This window comes from Pantoea sp. ACRSC (assembly GCF_022346785.1).
Classification (GTDB): domain Bacteria; phylum Pseudomonadota; class Gammaproteobacteria; order Enterobacterales; family Enterobacteriaceae; genus Pantoea; species Pantoea alvi.
Genome location: NZ_JAKRNN010000017.1, coordinates 41,121 through 56,986 on the forward strand (window position 1 = coordinate 41,121; position 15,866 = coordinate 56,986).

Consider the following 15,866-nt stretch of genomic DNA (forward strand, 5'->3'; position numbering starts at 1 on the left):
CATTTTGTATCATTTACAAATCATGACAGATCCTGGGGTGCGAAGCTAATGCTGATTGTTACGCCAGCCGGTTGACGCGTGGATCGGTAAAAATATCGAGTTCATCGCGGCTCTCTGAAGAGAACTCAGAGACCACCGCGCCGTTATCCCCCGCCTGAAACCAGTGGCGCGTATTGGGCGCAATGGTGTACTGCTCGCCAGGGCGCAGCAAAACGTAGGCTGTGCAGGTGTACCACTCTTCGCTTCCCTCCGGCACGCGACAAACCGGCGCGCCGCCGGCGTCATTCTGCGTCAGGCTGCTGTCGTCCACGAAGAGATAAACCTCGCCCGCGCGGCAGCGAAAGGTCTCCTGCTTGCCGGGCGTCCCTTCGAACGGCGGGTGCAGATGCTCAGGGCAGGTCTGTCTGGGAAACAGCACCAGCTCTTTGGCGCAGTAACGCGGCGAGTTGACGTAGGTCAGCAACTGCAGGCCGGAAGCCGGGTAATCCGGCAGCCCAAACGTGGCGATCTCAATGCGCTGCTGCTCATCCTGCGTCAGCGTAATACTGGCCTGGCGCAGTGCATCCAGGGTTTGCTGCACATATTTACGGGTTTCGATCATCGCTTCCTCAACTCATCATGATGGTATCGATAACATTTATTGCAGGCCAGCCGCAGATAATCTGTGATCGCTGTCAATGTTACTCATTGATATGGGGTTTGCTGATTTGCCTTAATGGCGATTTTTTAACAATCATCACAGTTTTACCGCTTTATTTACGACAGTATCGCCGCAGATAAATGATATCGATACCATTAGAATGATCTTACTGGGGGCATAAAATGAAAGCATTGGTTCTGGCTGAAGCAGGCAAAATCACCATTGAAGATCGCGAATTTGACGAAACGCTCGGTGATAACGACGTCGAAATCAAAATCCACTCTGTTGGCATCTGCGGCAGCGACGTCCACTACTATCAGCACGGCCGCATTGGTCCTTTTGTGGTTGAGGCGCCGATGGTGCTGGGTCATGAAGCGTCTGGCGTAGTGCTGGCTACCGGCAAAAATGTCACGCACGTAAAGCCCGGCGATCGCGTCTGCATGGAGCCGGGCATTCCCGATCTCAACTCTGCCCAGTCGCGCGCCGGCATCTATAACCTGGATCCCGCCGTGCGTTTTTGGGCGACGCCGCCGGTACACGGCTGCCTGCGTGAAACCGTTATTCATCCCGGTGCGTTTACCTTCAAACTGCCCGATAATGTCAGCTTCGCGGAAGGCGCGATGGTAGAGCCGCTGGCGATAGGTATGCACGCCGCGACAAAAGCGGGCATCAAGCCAGGCGATATCGCGCTGGTGATCGGCGCTGGCCCGATTGGCGTCGTGACGGCGCTGGCGGCGCTCGCAGGCGGCTGCTCAGACGTTATCATTTGCGACCTGTTCGATGAGAAGCTGGCGGTTGCCGCCAACTACGAGGGGCTGCACGCGGTAAATATCAAAAGCGGTGATTTGGCCGCCAGAGTCGCCGCGCTGACCAGCGGCAACGGCGCTGACGTAGTGTTCGAATGCAGCGGCGCCAAACCGGCCATCGCCACGCTGGCGCAGCATGCCGCACCGGGCGCGACCGCCGTGCTGGTCGGCATGCCGATCGACGCGGCGCCGATGGATATCGTGGCCGCGCAGGCGAAAGAGATTACCTTCAAGACCATTTTCCGCTACGCCAATATGTATCCGCGCACCCTGCGTCTGCTGAGCAGCGGCAAGCTGCGCGTTCAGCCGCTGATCAGTCAGACCTACAAATTCAGCGAAAGCGTCGCCGCTTTTGAGCGCGCTGCCGCCGGAAACCCCTCTGATATCAAAATCATGCTGGAAATGGAGTAGCCCATGTCGCTCTATGCGGGCATTGATTGCGGAACCCAGGGCACCAAGGTGGTGATCGTTGACAGCGAGCAGGGCGCAATTCTCGGCGAGGGCAGCGCTGCGCACCGCCTGATCAGCGACTCTAACGGCCGGCGCGAGCAGCAGGCGGTGTGGTGGATCGAGGCGCTGATCGAGGCTTTCCATCAGGCGGTTTCCCGAGCGGGCGTCGATGCGCGCCGGATCGAGGCGCTGGGGGTATCCGGTCAGCAGCACGGCTTTGTGCCGCTGGATGAGCAGGGCGAGGTGCTGCACAGCGTTAAGCTATGGTGCGACACCGAAACCGCTGAAGAAAACGCCGCGCTGCTGGCGCAGCTGGGCGGCGTAAGCGGATCGCTGGCGCAGTTAGGCTTAACGGTCGCCACCGGCTATACCGCCTCGAAAATCATCTGGTTTAAACAGCAGCATCCTGAGCTCTGGTCGCGGCTGCGCACGGTGCTGCTACCGCACGACTACCTCAACTTCTGGCTCACCGGGGAACGGGTTGCGGAGTATGGCGACGCTTCGGGCACCGGATTGCTGAACGTGCGCACCCGCGAATGGGACCGCCACACGGTGGCGCTTATCGACGACAGCGGACGGCTGTGGGAGGCGCTGCCGCCGCTGAAAAGCGCCGAAAGCTGTATCGGCACGCTGCGTTCAGAAGCGGCGGAAAAGCTGGGCCTCTCGCGCGCCACGCGCGTCGCCACCGGCGGCGGCGACAATATGATGGCCGCGATCGGCTCCGGCAATATCGCGGCTGGCACCGTGACCATGAGTCTCGGCACCTCCGGCACGCTGTTCGCCTGGTCCGATACGCCAGTCGTTGCCGATTCAGAGGCGATTGCCGGCTTCTGTTCCAGCACCAACGGCTGGCTGCCGCTGATTTGCACCATGAATGTCACCTCGGCGACCTCCTCGGTGCAGGCGCTGCTGGAAGAGGATATCGAGGGGTTCAACCGGCTACTGGAGCAGGCCGCGCCAGGGGCAGGCGGATTAGAGATGCTGCCGTTCTTCAACGGCGAGCGCGTGCCGCCGCTGCCCCATGCGCGTGCCAGCCTGCATAACCTCGACAGCGATAACTTTACCCGCGCCAACCTCTGCCGGGCGGTGGTGGAGAGCGCTACCTACGGTCTGCGCTACGGCCTGGATCTGTTTCGACGTCAGGGCATCGCGGCGCAGGAAATCCGTCTCACCGGCGGCGGATCGCGCAGCCCGCGCTGGCGACAGATTGTGGCGGACGTAATGGGCTGCCCGGTGGTCTGCCTCAAGGTGCAGGAGACGGCGGCGCTGGGCGGTGCGATTCAGGCGATGTGGGCAACCGCGCTGGCCGATGGGCCGCATCAGCAGGCCGACAGCGTGCTGAACGATCTTTGTCGGCGTTTTGTCTCGCCTGATGAGTCTACCCGCGCCGAGCCTGACGCCGAACGCCAGCTGCAGTACGACGCGCTTTACCAACGCTACCTGCAACGCCTGCAACAGGCTTACCCGGAGGTCTCACTGTGACACGCGATCCGCAAACGCAGCAGCCGGCTTATCTGCTGGAAGTGACCGGCGTAAAAAAAGCCTTTGGTCCGGTCGTGGCGCTGAAAAACGCTGAGTTCGCCCTGCGGCGTGGTTCGATCCACGCGCTGTGCGGCGGCAACGGCGCGGGAAAATCGACCTTCCTGAGCATCCTGATGGGTTTTATTCAGCCCGACGGCGGCAGCATTTTCATTAACGGCGAGCGCTGCGAGTTTCATCATCCTAAAGAGGCGCTGGCCGCCGGCGTCGCCATTGTGCAGCAGGAACTGAGCGCCATTCCCGATCTCACCGTGGCGGAGAATATCTGGCTGGGGCGCGAGCCGCGCCGTCTCGGATTCGTCGATTTCGCCACCCTGAACCAGCGCACCCGCGATCTGCTGCAGGAGCTGGACTTCCATATCTCCGCCACGGAGAAAATGCGCAATTTGAGCGTGGCCGAGCAGCAGCTGGTGGAGATCGCCAAGGCGCTCTCCCATGCGAACGCCGACATTATCATTATGGACGAGCCCACTTCCGCGATTGGGGAAGAGGATGCGCAGAAGATTTTTCAGACCATCACCCGGCTGGCGCAAAAAGGGAAAGGGATCATTTATGTCTCGCACCGGCTGTCGGAAATTTTCCAGATCGCCGATAGCTACACCATCTTTCGCGACGGCGCCTATATCCATGAGGGATTTATCGCCGACATCACCCGCGAGCAGCTGATTGAACACATTATCGGCGGCGAGTATGACAGCGAGTTCGCCAAGTTCAACCAGCCGGGCGAGGAGGTGATGATGGAGGTGAAAAATCTGCGCTGGCGCAACAAGATCAACGATATCAGCCTGCATTTGAAGCGCGGCGAAATCCTCGGGATCTATGGCCTGGTGGGATCGGGACGCAGCGAGTTCCTCGACCTGGTCTTCGGCATCCATCACGCCGACAGCGGCACTATTCAGCTGGGCGACGTAACCCTTGGTCGCCACTCGCCCAAAGAGGCGATCAAATGCGGTATCGCCTACGTCACCGAAGACCGTAAGCAGACGGGGCTGGTGCTCTGTCGCTCGGTCAGCGAGAACATCAATATCTCCTCTTTTGCCGCCATCAGCCGGTCGGGCTTTATCAATGAAAAGCAGGAGCGGGCGCGCGCCAGCGAGATGATTAAGCGCTTTAACGTTAAAACCCCGGACGGCGATCAGATTGTTGGCAACCTGAGCGGCGGCAATCAGCAGAAAGTGGTGCTGGGACGCTGGGCGCTGCTCGATCCCGACGTGCTGCTGCTGGATGAGCCTACGCGCGGCATCGACGTGGGTGCCAAAAAAGAGATCTACCGCTTTATGTCGGAATTTGCCCTGAAAAACAAGGGGATAATTATGGTCTCCTCCGAGCTGTCGGAGATTATCGGCATGAGCGATCGCATTCTGGTTTTCCGCGACGGGCAGCTGGCCGGTGAATTAACCGCGGCGCAGGCCACTCAGGCCGAGCTGATGAAGCTGGCGGTATAACAGAGAGAGAACAAGATGAACGGTACGCATTCTATGACACCCGGGGTTTCGTTTTTCACGCGCAACAAGCGCCGTATGCACAAGTACGGCATCATTATCGCCTTCTTCGTGCTCTGCCTGATTGTTGCCGCCATTGGCGAGGTGCAGGTGGCGAAAGGCGCCTGGACCAGCAACTACTTTCTCAGCAATGAAAATATGCTGATCGTTCTGCGCCAGGTCTCTATCAACGGCATTCTCGCCATCGGTATGACGTTTGTCATCATCACCGCCGGGGTCGATCTGTCGGTGGGGTCGGTACTGGCGCTAAGCGGCATCGTCGCCGCGCGCTTTGCCACCAGCAACAGCGGACTGGCAATTAGCGATACCGCCCATGCGGTTATGATGCCGCTAATTATCGCGCTGGGCATCGGCATCGTCTGCGGCCTGATTAACGGTACGGTTCTGGCGCGCTATCGTCTGCAACCCTTTATCGTCACCATGGGCATGCTGTCAGCGGCGCGCGGGCTGGCGATGCTCACCACCGACGGCAACCCGGTCTCGCAGCTGAACCGCGATTTCCGCTGGCTGGGAAATGGCTATATGGCGGGCATTCCGGTACCGGTGATTATCTTTATGGTGCTGTTTGGCCTCGCCTGGCTGCTGCTTAATAAAACCATCTTCGGCCGCTATATCTATGCGGTAGGCGGCAACCCCAAAAGCGCCCGGACCTCCGGCATTAACGTGGTGCGCATCAAGGTGCTGGTTTATACCCTGTGCGCCGCTCTGGCGGGCGTTGCCGGGCTGATCCTCACCGCCCGCACCGGATCCGCCCAGACCAGCGCCGGCGCGGGGTATGAACTGGACGCCATCGCCGCCGTGGTCATTGGCGGCACCAGCATGGCCGGCGGCGTCGGCACGCTGCCTGGCACCTTTTTCGGCGTACTCATAATCGGCGTGATGAATAACGGCCTCGACCTGCTGGGCGTGCAGTCCTATTACCAGCAGATCATTAAAGGCGCCTTGATTGTAGTGGCTGTATTGCTCGACCCGTCGCGTAAACAACAGCGCGATTAACCCTGCATATATAAAAAAACCGACCAGGAGATAAGAATGAAAATGACCAAAATTGCATTGCTCGCCTCGGCAATGATGATGGGCCACATGGCGGTGGCGCAGGCCGCGCCGGTGAAAATCGCGGTGCTGATGTACGGCAACAAAGCGGAGTTTGTGCAGCTGATGGAACGCTACGGTAAAGAGCATCCGGCAGTAAAAAGCGGCGATGCGGTGTTGACCTTCTATGACGGACGCTACGACGCCTCGGTACAAAATGATCAGGCGGCTACCGCCATTCAGACGCGCGCTGACGCGATTATCGTCAATCCCATGGACTTTGAAGCCAATATCGACATCGTTACCAACGCCAACGAGGCGAAAATTCCGGTTGTTGTTACTAACGCCCGGCTAAATACCGAAGAGATGACCTCGGAAGTGGTCTCCAACGATGAGCTGGGCGGTTATCTGGAAGCCAAAGCGGTGCTGGACAAGCTGCAGTGCAAAACGAAGAAGGTCAACGTGGTGATTATCGAAGGGCCGAAAGGGGGCAGCGGCGAAATCCAGCGCGGCAAAGGCAACGATAAAGCCATTGCCGAATGCGGCGCGGGCCAGGTAACCGTACTGGAACGTAAAACCGCCAACTGGTCGCGCGCCGAAGCGCAACCGCTGATGGAAAACTGGCTGCAGAAACATCGCGGTAAAATCAACGGCGTTATCGGCCAGAATGACGAAATGGCGCTGGGCGCCATCGAGGCGATCAAGGGCGCTGGCCTGAACGTGAAAGATTTCGCTATCGCCGGCGTCGACGGCGTATCGGATGCCATCCATGCGGTTCAGGCGGGCGAAATGGTCTCGATTCTGCAGGATGCGAAAGGCCAGATGCAGGGCGCTATCGACGTCGCCATGCGCGCGGCGAAGGGCGAGAGCTATCAGCCCCAGTCCGACATCTGGAAACAGTACGCGAAAGAGCTGAACTGGAACGGCGGCACCAGCAAACACTATTACATTCCCTGGACGGTGGTAACGCCGGAGAATGCGCAGCAGCTGCTGGATGCGCGTAAATAACAGGCGCTGCATCTGCGCCTGCATGATTAACCCGCTGGACGCAGTTTCGTAGCGTCCGCTCACAAGCCGCGCCTCTCACCGCATCACGCAGAGAGCAAGGCCCGCCTGAACGACAATCTATGTGCGCGCGCCGCGTCGGCGGCGCGCCGCCTGTCTCCTGACGCCAGCGCCGCGATAATTTCGTTATGCTCGGCAATCATCTTATCGATACCCTTGCCGGCATCACTGCCAGCTGCTGCGCGCCCGTAACTATTACCCCTCTTTAAAGAGACCGGCAGTACGCTATGGGTATCGCTCTGTGTCAGCCTGGCGCTCGGCATTAGGGTCGCCGTCAGCCGCAGGCTACGATCCTGCAAAAAAACTGTAATTTTTTTTGCAATTTAAATCAATTCCCGATCAGCCACTTAAAGGCAAACAGGCCGCCACGCGGCCTGTTTGCTGGGTTCGCCGCTAAAGCCACCCTGCGCCATGCCGATAAATCATACAGTTTCCATGAGGTATGTAGCGGCTATGTTAACAATAAACCATAACAAATTTGCCGCGCTGACGAGTAATTCGATGAATAGCAGCTCGTCAGTGCTGGAGCAGGTTATCGAACGGCTCTCATCAGGCTCACGTATCAACAGCGCCAAAGATGATGCGGCGGGGCAGGCGATTGCCAACCGAATGACGGCCAACGTTAAGGCGGACAGCGTGGTCTCGCGCGGCCTGAACGATGCGATCAGCCTGGCACAAACCGCTGAAAGCAGCCTGGGTACCGTCAGCGAGCGGCTTATTCGCGCCAAAAGCCTGGCGGTTCAGGCGGCCAACGGCACGCTCTCTGACGCTGACCGTGCCAGCGTCAATAACGAATATCAGCAGATTCTGGCAAGCATCACCGACATTTCCGAGCAGACGGAGATCTTTGGCCAGTATCCGCTGGCAACGGATGACCCGGAGCTGCCGCCTGCGCTGCTGGGCAACGTACAGCCGATTAAAAACCGGTTTCCCGTCGCCAATCAGAGCTACAGCTTTACGTCCGGGGTGGTGCCGCTGGCCTATATTCCGGCGGGCGCCACTAACATTACTATTAGCATCGACTCGCTGGCCCAGGATGACGACCTGCAGCTCTTCACGCGCGACGGTAAGCATCTGGTGGGCACGCCGATCAACGGCAGCGATCCCGATTTCACCTGGACCAGCAAAGGCATTACCGATGACGCTACCGCAACGGCGTCGCTGCTGACCAGCGCCAACGGCTTCGCCAGCGGCGCCGCCTATGATGATTCCCAGCTGCTGCAGGGCGGAGCGACCTGGGCGCTGGGCGGCAGCGCCTCAATGAGCTACAACGGTATGACCATCCGCTACAGCGGCGATGGCGATCGTTATGAGGACACCGCAACCGGCGACTACAACAACGGCACCATCAAGAGCAACCCGCTGGAGCGCATCAGCCTGGATAAGGTCACCGAAGATCTGATCGTGGTGGTGGTAGGCAACGGCTCCTTTAACAGCCAGCTCACCTGGGGAGAGCTGCCAGAGCCGGTCTCCGTACCCGCGGTGCCGCCCCTGAAGAGTCAACATTTTGACGTGGTGACCAGCGCCGATTTTGGTCAGCAGATGCAGACCGATACCCTGAAGCCGACGCCTGCTGACCTGAAAACGCTGGGGCTGAAGAATACCACGCTGTTAACCAGCAGCGATATTTCCGTTACCACCAAAGCGCTGGATGCGGCACTGGAGAAAGTCAGCGCCTACCGTTCCTACTACGGCGCGAAAATTAACCGTTACGAATCGAACCGAACGGTGCTGGCGCAGCAGAGCGTCGATACGCAGTCGGCGCGCAGTCGCATTCAGGATGCAGACTATGCGCAGGAGGCGAGCCGCCTGGCACAGGCACAGATCCTGCAACAGGGTCAAAATGCGGTGATGAAAATCGCCAACCAGACGCCCGACATGGTGCTGGCGCTGCTGCGCAGCTAAGTTTCTGCTGCTGTTTAGCTGGCATCTCGCTGGTTAACGCCCCTCTTTTTTCTCTTCCAGATAACCAGGGATGGTTTCTCCCTCTTCCTCTCTCTTCCTCTGGCTCCAGCAAAGATAAACCGCCTTTAGCAGGTCAATTTATATTATTGTACGAAGCGCTTATCGGGATAGGGTTCAAGGTGCAGACAAGAGGGCAAGCCATGCTATTCGTTATTCGTTTTACCGATCGTTCAGCTCATTTAAGCGTCAGAGAACGCTATTTCGACGCGCATATTGCGTGGCTGCAGCGTAAAAGAGATGTCATAAAGATCGCCGGATCGCTACGTGAAAAGCACAGCGATCAACCCGTGGGCGCTTTGTGGGTGGTTGAAGCCGCAACAGAAGATGATGCCTTCAGCATTTTTGCAGACGATCCTTTCTGGGTTCACGGATTAAGGGCTTCCGTGGAGATCCACTCCTGGAGCCTGGCATTTAGTGACATGCTGGCAGAAGCCTCTTCCCCATCGCCTGCCGCATGAGTGCTCTCTCCTGTTGCGCAGGCAATGGCAGCGCCCCGGTTACTTATCGCGGCCAGCCGTCCAGGGATTAAATGCCGGCTCGGCGCTGGCTTTAGCAGCAGGTTTATTTAGCGAGTCGAGATAAAGGGCTTCAACTTCGGCGCGCGCCCAGGGCGTACGACGCAAAAATTTCAAACTCGACTTAACGCTGGGATCGTTCTTGAAACAGTTGATATTGATCCGCTTGCTCAGTTCCGGCCAGCCAAAGCGCGCCACTAACGCATTTACCTGCATTTCAAGGGTGACGCCGTGCAGCGGGTCTTTCGCGCGATGATCGGTCATAAAAAGTCCTCTTTATATGGACCGGGAAGGGTACAAGAAAGCCGAAGCAGCAGCAATCAATCACTATTCAGCGTACACTCTTCGCTGTGAATTTACTCAGGACGATACGCTATGAACGATAAAAAGATGATCTCCATCGACCAGTTCACCCCGGATGAACGGCTGGCGGTAGACGGCGTTTTAAAAGGGTTAATCGAAAAGTATCGCCAGCGCACCGGCAAAGAGCCCGACGTCAAAAAAGAGAAAGAGTTTACCGCCGAAGCCCGGCAGCAGATTATGAGCGTAAAGCTGGCGAAAGAAAAAGCCCTGGCCGCGAAAGCCAAAAAGAGCCCGACGCGCAGAAAGAAACCGGAAGCGATGAAAGAGAGCGAGGTCAGCGATTTCAGCTGGAAAGCCTCGGTAATTAAAGGCCGTCGCTGACGCTAGTTAAAGGGTATTCGGCTGGGATCGGCCAGCCGAAATAATGACGCTCAGGCGCAACGTTTCACAATACGGCTGCGGTCGGCAAGCACTTCCGGCCCCATGCTGAAGGTTTTATAAAAACGCACCTCCGATCCGGCGCCGCGTTTATATACATCCGCAAACATCGAGTTCTCCCAGGTATATACCGTGACTCTCTGGTTTTCATGCTCCAGGTGAGTGCTGTTATCTTTTTGCACTACCTCGGTGGATGACCAGCCACGATAAATGCATTCACTTAACTCACTGGCGCTTCGGCCGCTAGCCTGATGAAAGTCAGCGGATTTCATTCTCGCTTCCTGCGGCGTGGTCTGACAGCCGCTTAGAAGAACCAGGGCGATCAACAGCGGTAACCTGAAATTACGCATCGGAATACTCCCCGTCAGATCTAAATAACGCCAGAGTCGGACTGCTTAGCCTGCGGGTTAATTTCGCCGCCCGCCGCATAAAATGAGTATATGAGATGGCGGATTATTTACCAGATGCGGAGATTATTATTCAGGAGAGGATTTCTTTTTAATTTAACCTGTAACTATGGTGGATTTAAAAAATGCCGCTGTGCTGCTGCGCACACTTTTGCGTCACGCCGGAACGCGCCCGTCATACGCTTTTTTCTTCGCCTTCGGAGGATATTAAGCGGGGCGGGCAGGATAAAAAATCCAAAGATGCCGGGCGTGCTTATTACTTTTTTTAAAGAGGGTGGGCTTTACGATTAACGGTAAAAAACAGGTGCCGCTCTGGTTGTGACGCAGCTTCTGATCCACAATTTGCGGCAGTTTACTAAGGGATAATCAGATGGCGCGTCATCACACAATCATAACGCTGGCCAGACGGGCGCTAATCGGCCTCGCTGTTCTGCTGCTGGTGTTCTTTATTGGCCGTATTTATCAGTCGGAGCAGGGCGCGGCGCTGCACAGCTGGCACCGCTGGGTTGCCGATGAGCTGTCGGCTGATGAGACAGATCGCGCCAGCTTCGCTGACTATCAGCAACGGGAGGCGCGCATCTTTCAGCAGATGAAAGCGGAGCTGAACGATACGCTGAGCGATAAGGATAAAAACGCACTGAACCGTTTTAATCCCGGCAGTGCGGTCTACCCGGCGCGCTTCCACACCGACTGGAACCGTTCATTTATCCTGATGCCTAAAGGGGAGATTCGAGGCGCGGTTGTGCTGCTGCACGGCCTGACCGACTCGCCCTACAGCATGCGCTATCTGGCGGAGGATTATCAGCAGCGCGGCTTTGTCGCGGTTGTGCCGCGTCTGCCGGGACATGGTACGGCGCCGGGATCGCTTACCGCGGTTAACTGGCAGAGCTGGATGGCGGTCACCCGGCTGGCGGTGCGGGAGGCGACCCGGCTGGCGGGCGTGCAGCGGCCGCTGCATCTGGTGGGCTATTCCAACGGCGGCGCGCTGGCGATGAAATATGCGCTTGAGAGCCTGAGCGACAGCCATCTGCGCGCGCCGCAGCAGATCGTTTTGTTGTCGCCAATGATCGGCGTTACCGGCTATGCCCGCTTCGCCGGGGTCGCGGGCTGGCCCGCGCTGTTTCCCGCCTTCGCCAGAACCGCCTGGCTCAACGTCCTGCCGGAATATAACCCCTTTAAATATAATTCGTTTCCCGTCAATGCCGCGCGCCAGTCCTGGCTGCTGACGCAGGCGCTGCAGGCGCAGATTGTACAGGCGGCGCGCAGCGGGCAGATCAGCGCGCTGGCGCCTGTGCTCACCTTTCAGTCGGTGATGGACGCTACGGTCAGCACTCGCGCGGTGGTCGATGCGCTCTATCATTATCTGCCGCGCAACGGCAGCAGTCTGGTGATTTTCGATATCAATCAGGCGGCGAATATGAGCGCGCTGTTCCGCGCGCCGCTTCCCTCGGCGGTTAGCCGCCTGCTGCCTGCCGCGCCGCGCGCCTACGCGGCAACCGTGATCACCAACCGCTCGCCCGTCACTTATCAGACCGAGGCGCGTACCATTAAGGCGGGCGAGGTGGAGGAGCGGGTCGAGCCGCTGGATCTGGCGTGGCCACGGGATATGTTCTCGCTGTCACATATTGCCGTGCCCTTTCCCCTGAGCGACGACCTCTATGGCGAACAGCCTGGCGAGAAGAACCGCTACGGCATTTCGCTGGGTACGCTCTCGCTGCGCGGCGAAACCAGCAGCCTGACGGTCGGCCCGGAGACGTTTATGCGCGCCACTTCCAGTCCCTTTTTTAGCGATATGATGGCGCGTGTTAACGCGCGGATCGCCTGCAGCGGCGAGGCGGATTATCTTGCCTGTATCGGCCGGTAATCGTGGGCGGAAGAGGCTGCAAAAAAAGCCCGCGCAGGGCGGGCAACAGAGAGCGTGTCTTTAGATTCTTGATTTCGTAGGCAACACGTTGCTGTGTGTTACCCGCTAATCATAACGCAGCGGCAGCGATTTTATGTGTGAGGCGGCCAATATCTCTGACAGGTAAAAGCGGACGTCAGACAGGTGACCCTGTTGCGTCTGGCGCAGGGTTTCGGCTTTGAAGGTGAAAGAAGATTTTATCGGCGAGCTCGGCCTGCGCAGCGATACCTGGGTTTCACGGGCAGAAAAGGGTAATTGTGAGAAGCGCACAGCCTGTGCGTTATAACAGGTGAGCATCCCTGCTCGACAGGCATCCGTTAAATCGCTTCGCGCAGCTCGGGCCAGGCGACAGCGGCGCCGGTATCACTGAACAGGCGTCCCTGGAAGTTGATCACCCCGGCCGCTTCCAGCCACATCCACTCTTCCGGACGTTCAATGCCGGCGGCGATAACGGTGATTTCCAGCGCGGAGCAGCACTTAATAATCGCCTGCACCACCGCCTGCTTCGGGCCGCTGCGGTGTACGTCGCGAATAATGCCCGCGTCGATGCGAATACGATCGGGCTGGATGCGGGTCAGCATAGATAATCCTGCCGAACCGTCGCCAAAGTTGTCGATCGACAGGCTGATGCCCACCTCTTTAAGCTGTCTTACCGCCGTGGAGAAGGCATCCAGCTGAGAAATCACTTCGGTTTCGCTAACGCCGATAATGACCTGCTCTGGCACCAGTCCGGCATTGCGTATCGCCTCTACAATAATGCGCACCGCTTCGGGGATCGCCACCAGCGTCATCGGCAGCAGGCTGACGTAGAGCGACATGCCTTCCGGGCAGGCTCTGCCTGCCTGGGCGAAGGCCTGTCTGGCGGCGTTCAGGCTGGCCTGATATTTCGGCAAACCTTCCAGCGCGACGTCCCCATCCAGCGTGGCGATAGCCTCAATCGCCGTTACCTGACGCCCCAGCGGATCGATAACGGGCTTGAAGGTGACGCCGTGATGGGTGGGCCAGCTGTCGGAAGCGCCGGTCTGGTCGGCAATAAAGTCCCAGTAATCAGCCGGCGGCACTTCAAAATAGTTCTCTTTTTCACGCGACTCGACAAAGGTGCGCAGGAACTGCAAACCACGGTCGTCGTAGGTCAGACGATAGCGCGACGTGCCCTTATCCAGCACCGCCTGCAGAACGGTGGTGCGATCGTGCAGGCGCAGGTCGAACAGCTCCATACCCGCATTACCGAACCGGCGAGAAGGCGAGTAGTCGCGCATCAGCTCCACTACGTTGTGGTGGCGTTTGTCGGCGCATATCCGGCTGTAAATCTCCAGTACGCCCGCCTCTGGCCCTTCCAGAATCTGGAAAAAGTGGGTGCCGTTAAACAGCAGAATGCCTGTCACGTTATGGGACGCATTCAGCTGGCTGGCTTTATCCACCATGCCGGGAAGGGATTTTACAGGAACCTCGTCGGCGAGATGGCTGCGATAAATTATTGTTGTAAGCATGAATGCTCCGTTTATCGTGATTGTCGCGGCCACATTAACAGTTACAGGCAGGCTTACGCCAATAAAGAGTGAGGAATTTGTGCGTTTACAGGATTTATCCGTAGCGGCTATCCGGAATAGGCTAAATGATAAGAATAATCAAGCCCTTTATTGATATTCAGATAAAAACAGGTGTGCGGCTTCGTTTTTTCTAAGTGATTGTATTTAAATTAATAAATAAATCTGATGTTTTATTAAATTTGGCCTTCCGCTTCGCTTAATATCAGGTGACATTTTTCCGCTGTTTTTTACTGGAAAGCAGGCGGATCTTGTTTTCGGGCAAAGGGAGGGCTCTTTACAAAAAATAAAAAGCTGTACAGGTTTTCGGTTACTAAACTGGCAGATGAGGTTATTTTTAATTCGAAAACAAAGGAGACTACGTGTTATTTCACAACGATGAGAAAGGTCACGCCATTATCGGCGAAGCGGTTATCAGCCTGGCTCTCGGTGAGAAAGAAATAAGCGTTGAGACACTCATCGCTGAGCTGAGTCGCATGGCTGAAAATGAAACCCACGCCGCAAGGCTAACGGCTATCTCTGAGGCCAGACGCTGGCTGAAGAGCTATCAGCATCATGACAACCGGGATCGAACCGAGCTGCACTGGCTAACGGTGGCCAGCCGGGAAGATGATGGAAGACATAGCGAGGACGTCATCCGGCTCCGGCCGGAAAACGACGATGACAGATAACCTCATTATCGGGCGCGTCCAGCGCGTCCCGGCCGGAGAAGTCTGTCAGGGACGACACTTTTCTCTCCTCTTTTGTTCACCCTGCGCAAACTTGTACAACTTTATTCTCCTGCTAAAAACGGGCTAAGCCCCCGTAATAACAGGCTTAACGAGGTATTTAGCACTTTTTGCACAAAAATAGGACCTGTACAGCGCTGCAAGTCCTGTACAACTTTGCAAGAGTTGTATAACTTTACCACAGGTTTTGATGATCACAATTTAATCGCTTGTTAACGCAGAGGGTTTACCATGCGCCAGAACGTCGCAATTGCAGACACCGTTCGCCATATCAGCACCACCGCGCTGCCCTCGCAGCAGGAAATTCTGGGTCAGGTTGTGACGGAGATCCTGCGCGCAGGTCAGAGCCTGAACCGCAAGGCGCTCTGCTCGCGTCTTATTCGTCGTCTTGAACAAGCGACCGGCCCGGAACAGGAGCAGCAGCTTCATCAGCTGATTGGCATGTTGTTTAGCCGCTAAATCTGCAGCGAAATCCTTCAGGCTGGCTGGTTAGTGGCTCAGCCTGACTCACATACACTTTGACGGCGCTGCGCATGACTCTCGCAGGCCATACTATGAGAACATCACATGCAAACACATATGGATGCCCCGCGCGCCGCCTCTGCTGAAGCTGACATTCTTCATTACTTCCGCGAAGCAGGTGAGCATCTGGAAGCGGAGTCTCGCGTGCTTGACGCCGTTATTCGCGACATCGTTATCCACGGCAAAAAAGTAACCAGCAAAGCGATCATTATTTACCTGATAGCCGAGCTTGAGAGCGCTACCGACGTGGTGCATCTTGATGTGCTGCGCCACTGCCTGGAAATCGTGGTAGGACACACGCCGGACGACGAAGGCATTTAATCAGCGTTGCGTCGTCTGGCCTGTGGCCGTCGGCGCAGCCGTTTCAAACTGGCCCTGCGAGGCCATCACCGAGCAGCTCAGCGCGGCGGCAAGGGAAACGGCAATCCAGATCTTCATCGCTCTCTCCTGTTCTCCTGATTTTGTCTTCCTTAAGCCTGGCATACAGGCGCGTGAGCGAAAGTC

The 15,866-nt window shown here is 57.2% G+C and carries 17 protein-coding genes; 12 read left to right on the plus strand and 5 right to left on the minus strand.

Going from position 1 to position 15,866, the window contains the following annotated elements:
- Window positions 1-58 precede the first annotated feature (58 nt).
- A complete protein-coding gene (locus tag MHZ97_RS16095) occupies window positions 59-601 on the minus strand; it encodes a D-lyxose/D-mannose family sugar isomerase (RefSeq protein WP_239315019.1) in 543 nt (180 codons plus the stop codon).
- A 221-nt stretch (window positions 602-822) separates the two neighbouring features.
- Here MHZ97_RS16095 and MHZ97_RS16100 point away from each other — a divergent pair, with 221 nt between their 5' ends.
- The 5 genes from MHZ97_RS16100 to MHZ97_RS16120 are packed head-to-tail and all read left to right on the plus strand — an operon-like array spanning window position 823 to window position 6,977.
- Window positions 823-1,857 carry an NAD(P)-dependent alcohol dehydrogenase gene (locus MHZ97_RS16100; protein WP_239315020.1) on the plus strand — a complete coding sequence of 345 codons (1,035 nt, stop codon included), beginning with the start codon at window positions 823-825 and terminating at the stop codon, window positions 1,855-1,857.
- A 3-nt stretch (window positions 1,858-1,860) separates the two neighbouring features.
- Window positions 1,861-3,378, plus strand: coding sequence for a xylulokinase (gene xylB, locus MHZ97_RS16105; RefSeq protein ID WP_239315021.1), 1,518 nt, complete (start codon window positions 1,861-1,863; stop codon window positions 3,376-3,378).
- Window positions 3,375-4,880 (plus strand): sugar ABC transporter ATP-binding protein, encoded by a 1,506-nt coding sequence (locus MHZ97_RS16110; protein WP_239315022.1) that lies wholly within the window; start codon window positions 3,375-3,377, stop codon window positions 4,878-4,880. The genes xylB and MHZ97_RS16110 overlap by 4 nt, the downstream gene beginning before the upstream one ends.
- Window positions 4,881-4,913: 33 nt before the next feature.
- Window positions 4,914-5,933, plus strand: a complete 1,020-nt coding sequence (locus MHZ97_RS16115) for an ABC transporter permease (RefSeq protein ID WP_374044253.1) — start codon at window positions 4,914-4,916, stop codon at window positions 5,931-5,933.
- 36 nt (window positions 5,934-5,969) lie between these two features.
- Window positions 5,970-6,977: a substrate-binding domain-containing protein gene (locus MHZ97_RS16120; protein WP_239315024.1), complete on the plus strand. Its 1,008-nt coding sequence runs from the start codon at window positions 5,970-5,972 to the stop codon at window positions 6,975-6,977.
- Window positions 6,978-7,060: 83 nt separating this feature from the next.
- Here MHZ97_RS16120 and MHZ97_RS22315 read toward each other — a convergent pair whose 3' ends face one another.
- Complete coding sequence (locus MHZ97_RS22315) at window positions 7,061-7,297, minus strand: FCD domain-containing protein (RefSeq protein ID WP_255729608.1); 237 nt, start codon at window positions 7,295-7,297, stop codon at window positions 7,061-7,063.
- Window positions 7,298-7,487: 190 nt separating this feature from the next.
- On the opposite strand from MHZ97_RS22315, the gene MHZ97_RS16130 reads away from it, so the two are divergent.
- Entirely contained in the window at window positions 7,488-8,939 is a 1,452-nt protein-coding gene (locus tag MHZ97_RS16130) for a flagellin (RefSeq protein ID WP_103796687.1), read from the plus strand.
- A 200-nt stretch (window positions 8,940-9,139) separates the two neighbouring features.
- Window positions 9,140-9,457 carry a YciI family protein gene (locus MHZ97_RS16135; protein ID WP_239315026.1) on the plus strand — a complete coding sequence of 106 codons (318 nt, stop codon included), beginning with the start codon at window positions 9,140-9,142 and terminating at the stop codon, window positions 9,455-9,457.
- Between the two features lie 39 nt (window positions 9,458-9,496).
- Here MHZ97_RS16135 and MHZ97_RS16140 read toward each other — a convergent pair whose 3' ends face one another.
- On the minus strand, window positions 9,497-9,778 hold the full coding sequence (locus tag MHZ97_RS16140; RefSeq protein WP_103796686.1) for a VF530 family DNA-binding protein: 282 nt from the start codon (window positions 9,776-9,778) through the stop codon (window positions 9,497-9,499).
- Window positions 9,779-9,889: 111 nt separating this feature from the next.
- On the opposite strand from MHZ97_RS16140, the gene MHZ97_RS16145 reads away from it, so the two are divergent.
- Window positions 9,890-10,198, plus strand: a complete 309-nt coding sequence (locus tag MHZ97_RS16145; RefSeq protein ID WP_103796685.1) for a hypothetical protein — start codon at window positions 9,890-9,892, stop codon at window positions 10,196-10,198.
- Between the two features lie 50 nt (window positions 10,199-10,248).
- On the opposite strand, the gene MHZ97_RS16150 is transcribed toward MHZ97_RS16145, so the two are convergent.
- Entirely contained in the window at window positions 10,249-10,605 is a 357-nt protein-coding gene (locus MHZ97_RS16150) for a hypothetical protein (RefSeq protein ID WP_239315027.1), read from the minus strand.
- A gap of 427 nt (window positions 10,606-11,032) precedes the next feature.
- Between MHZ97_RS16150 and MHZ97_RS16155 the strand changes: the two genes are divergently transcribed.
- Complete coding sequence (locus MHZ97_RS16155; RefSeq protein ID WP_239315028.1) at window positions 11,033-12,526, plus strand: carboxylesterase; 1,494 nt, start codon at window positions 11,033-11,035, stop codon at window positions 12,524-12,526.
- Between the two features lie 356 nt (window positions 12,527-12,882).
- Here MHZ97_RS16155 and MHZ97_RS16160 read toward each other — a convergent pair whose 3' ends face one another.
- Window positions 12,883-14,055 carry a diguanylate phosphodiesterase gene (locus MHZ97_RS16160; protein ID WP_103796681.1) on the minus strand — a complete coding sequence of 391 codons (1,173 nt, stop codon included), beginning with the start codon at window positions 14,053-14,055 and terminating at the stop codon, window positions 12,883-12,885.
- 419 nt (window positions 14,056-14,474) lie between these two features.
- Between MHZ97_RS16160 and MHZ97_RS16165 the strand changes: the two genes are divergently transcribed.
- From MHZ97_RS16165 to MHZ97_RS16175, 3 genes are all read left to right on the plus strand, one after another.
- On the plus strand, window positions 14,475-14,783 hold the full coding sequence (locus MHZ97_RS16165) for a hypothetical protein (RefSeq protein WP_103796680.1): 309 nt from the start codon (window positions 14,475-14,477) through the stop codon (window positions 14,781-14,783).
- Between the two features lie 288 nt (window positions 14,784-15,071).
- Window positions 15,072-15,299: a regulatory protein YcgZ gene (gene ycgZ / locus MHZ97_RS16170; RefSeq protein WP_103796679.1), complete on the plus strand. Its 228-nt coding sequence runs from the start codon at window positions 15,072-15,074 to the stop codon at window positions 15,297-15,299.
- Window positions 15,300-15,407: 108 nt separating this feature from the next.
- A complete protein-coding gene (locus tag MHZ97_RS16175; protein WP_103796678.1) occupies window positions 15,408-15,683 on the plus strand; it encodes a biofilm development regulator YmgB/AriR family protein in 276 nt (91 codons plus the stop codon).
- Window positions 15,684-15,866 lie beyond the last annotated feature (183 nt).

Coding starts and splice junctions, on each gene's coding strand:
- MHZ97_RS16095 (WP_239315019.1), bottom strand. CDS start 601: ATGATCGAAACCCGTAAATATGTGCAGCAAACCCTGGATGCACTGCGC.
- MHZ97_RS16100 (WP_239315020.1), top strand. CDS start 823: ATGAAAGCATTGGTTCTGGCTGAAGCAGGCAAAATCACCATTGAAGAT.
- xylB (WP_239315021.1), top strand. CDS start 1,861: ATGTCGCTCTATGCGGGCATTGATTGCGGAACCCAGGGCACCAAGGTG.
- MHZ97_RS16115 (WP_374044253.1), top strand. CDS start 4,914: ATGACACCCGGGGTTTCGTTTTTCACGCGCAACAAGCGCCGTATGCAC.
- MHZ97_RS16120 (WP_239315024.1), top strand. CDS start 5,970: ATGAAAATGACCAAAATTGCATTGCTCGCCTCGGCAATGATGATGGGC.
- MHZ97_RS22315 (WP_255729608.1), bottom strand. CDS start 7,297: ATGCCGAGCGCCAGGCTGACACAGAGCGATACCCATAGCGTACTGCCG.
- MHZ97_RS16130 (WP_103796687.1), top strand. CDS start 7,488: ATGTTAACAATAAACCATAACAAATTTGCCGCGCTGACGAGTAATTCG.
- MHZ97_RS16135 (WP_239315026.1), top strand. CDS start 9,140: ATGCTATTCGTTATTCGTTTTACCGATCGTTCAGCTCATTTAAGCGTC.
- MHZ97_RS16140 (WP_103796686.1), bottom strand. CDS start 9,778: ATGACCGATCATCGCGCGAAAGACCCGCTGCACGGCGTCACCCTTGAA.
- MHZ97_RS16145 (WP_103796685.1), top strand. CDS start 9,890: ATGAACGATAAAAAGATGATCTCCATCGACCAGTTCACCCCGGATGAA.
- MHZ97_RS16150 (WP_239315027.1), bottom strand. CDS start 10,605: ATGCGTAATTTCAGGTTACCGCTGTTGATCGCCCTGGTTCTTCTAAGC.
- MHZ97_RS16155 (WP_239315028.1), top strand. CDS start 11,033: ATGGCGCGTCATCACACAATCATAACGCTGGCCAGACGGGCGCTAATC.
- MHZ97_RS16160 (WP_103796681.1), bottom strand. CDS start 14,055: ATGCTTACAACAATAATTTATCGCAGCCATCTCGCCGACGAGGTTCCT.
- ycgZ (WP_103796679.1), top strand. CDS start 15,072: ATGCGCCAGAACGTCGCAATTGCAGACACCGTTCGCCATATCAGCACC.
- MHZ97_RS16175 (WP_103796678.1), top strand. CDS start 15,408: ATGCAAACACATATGGATGCCCCGCGCGCCGCCTCTGCTGAAGCTGAC.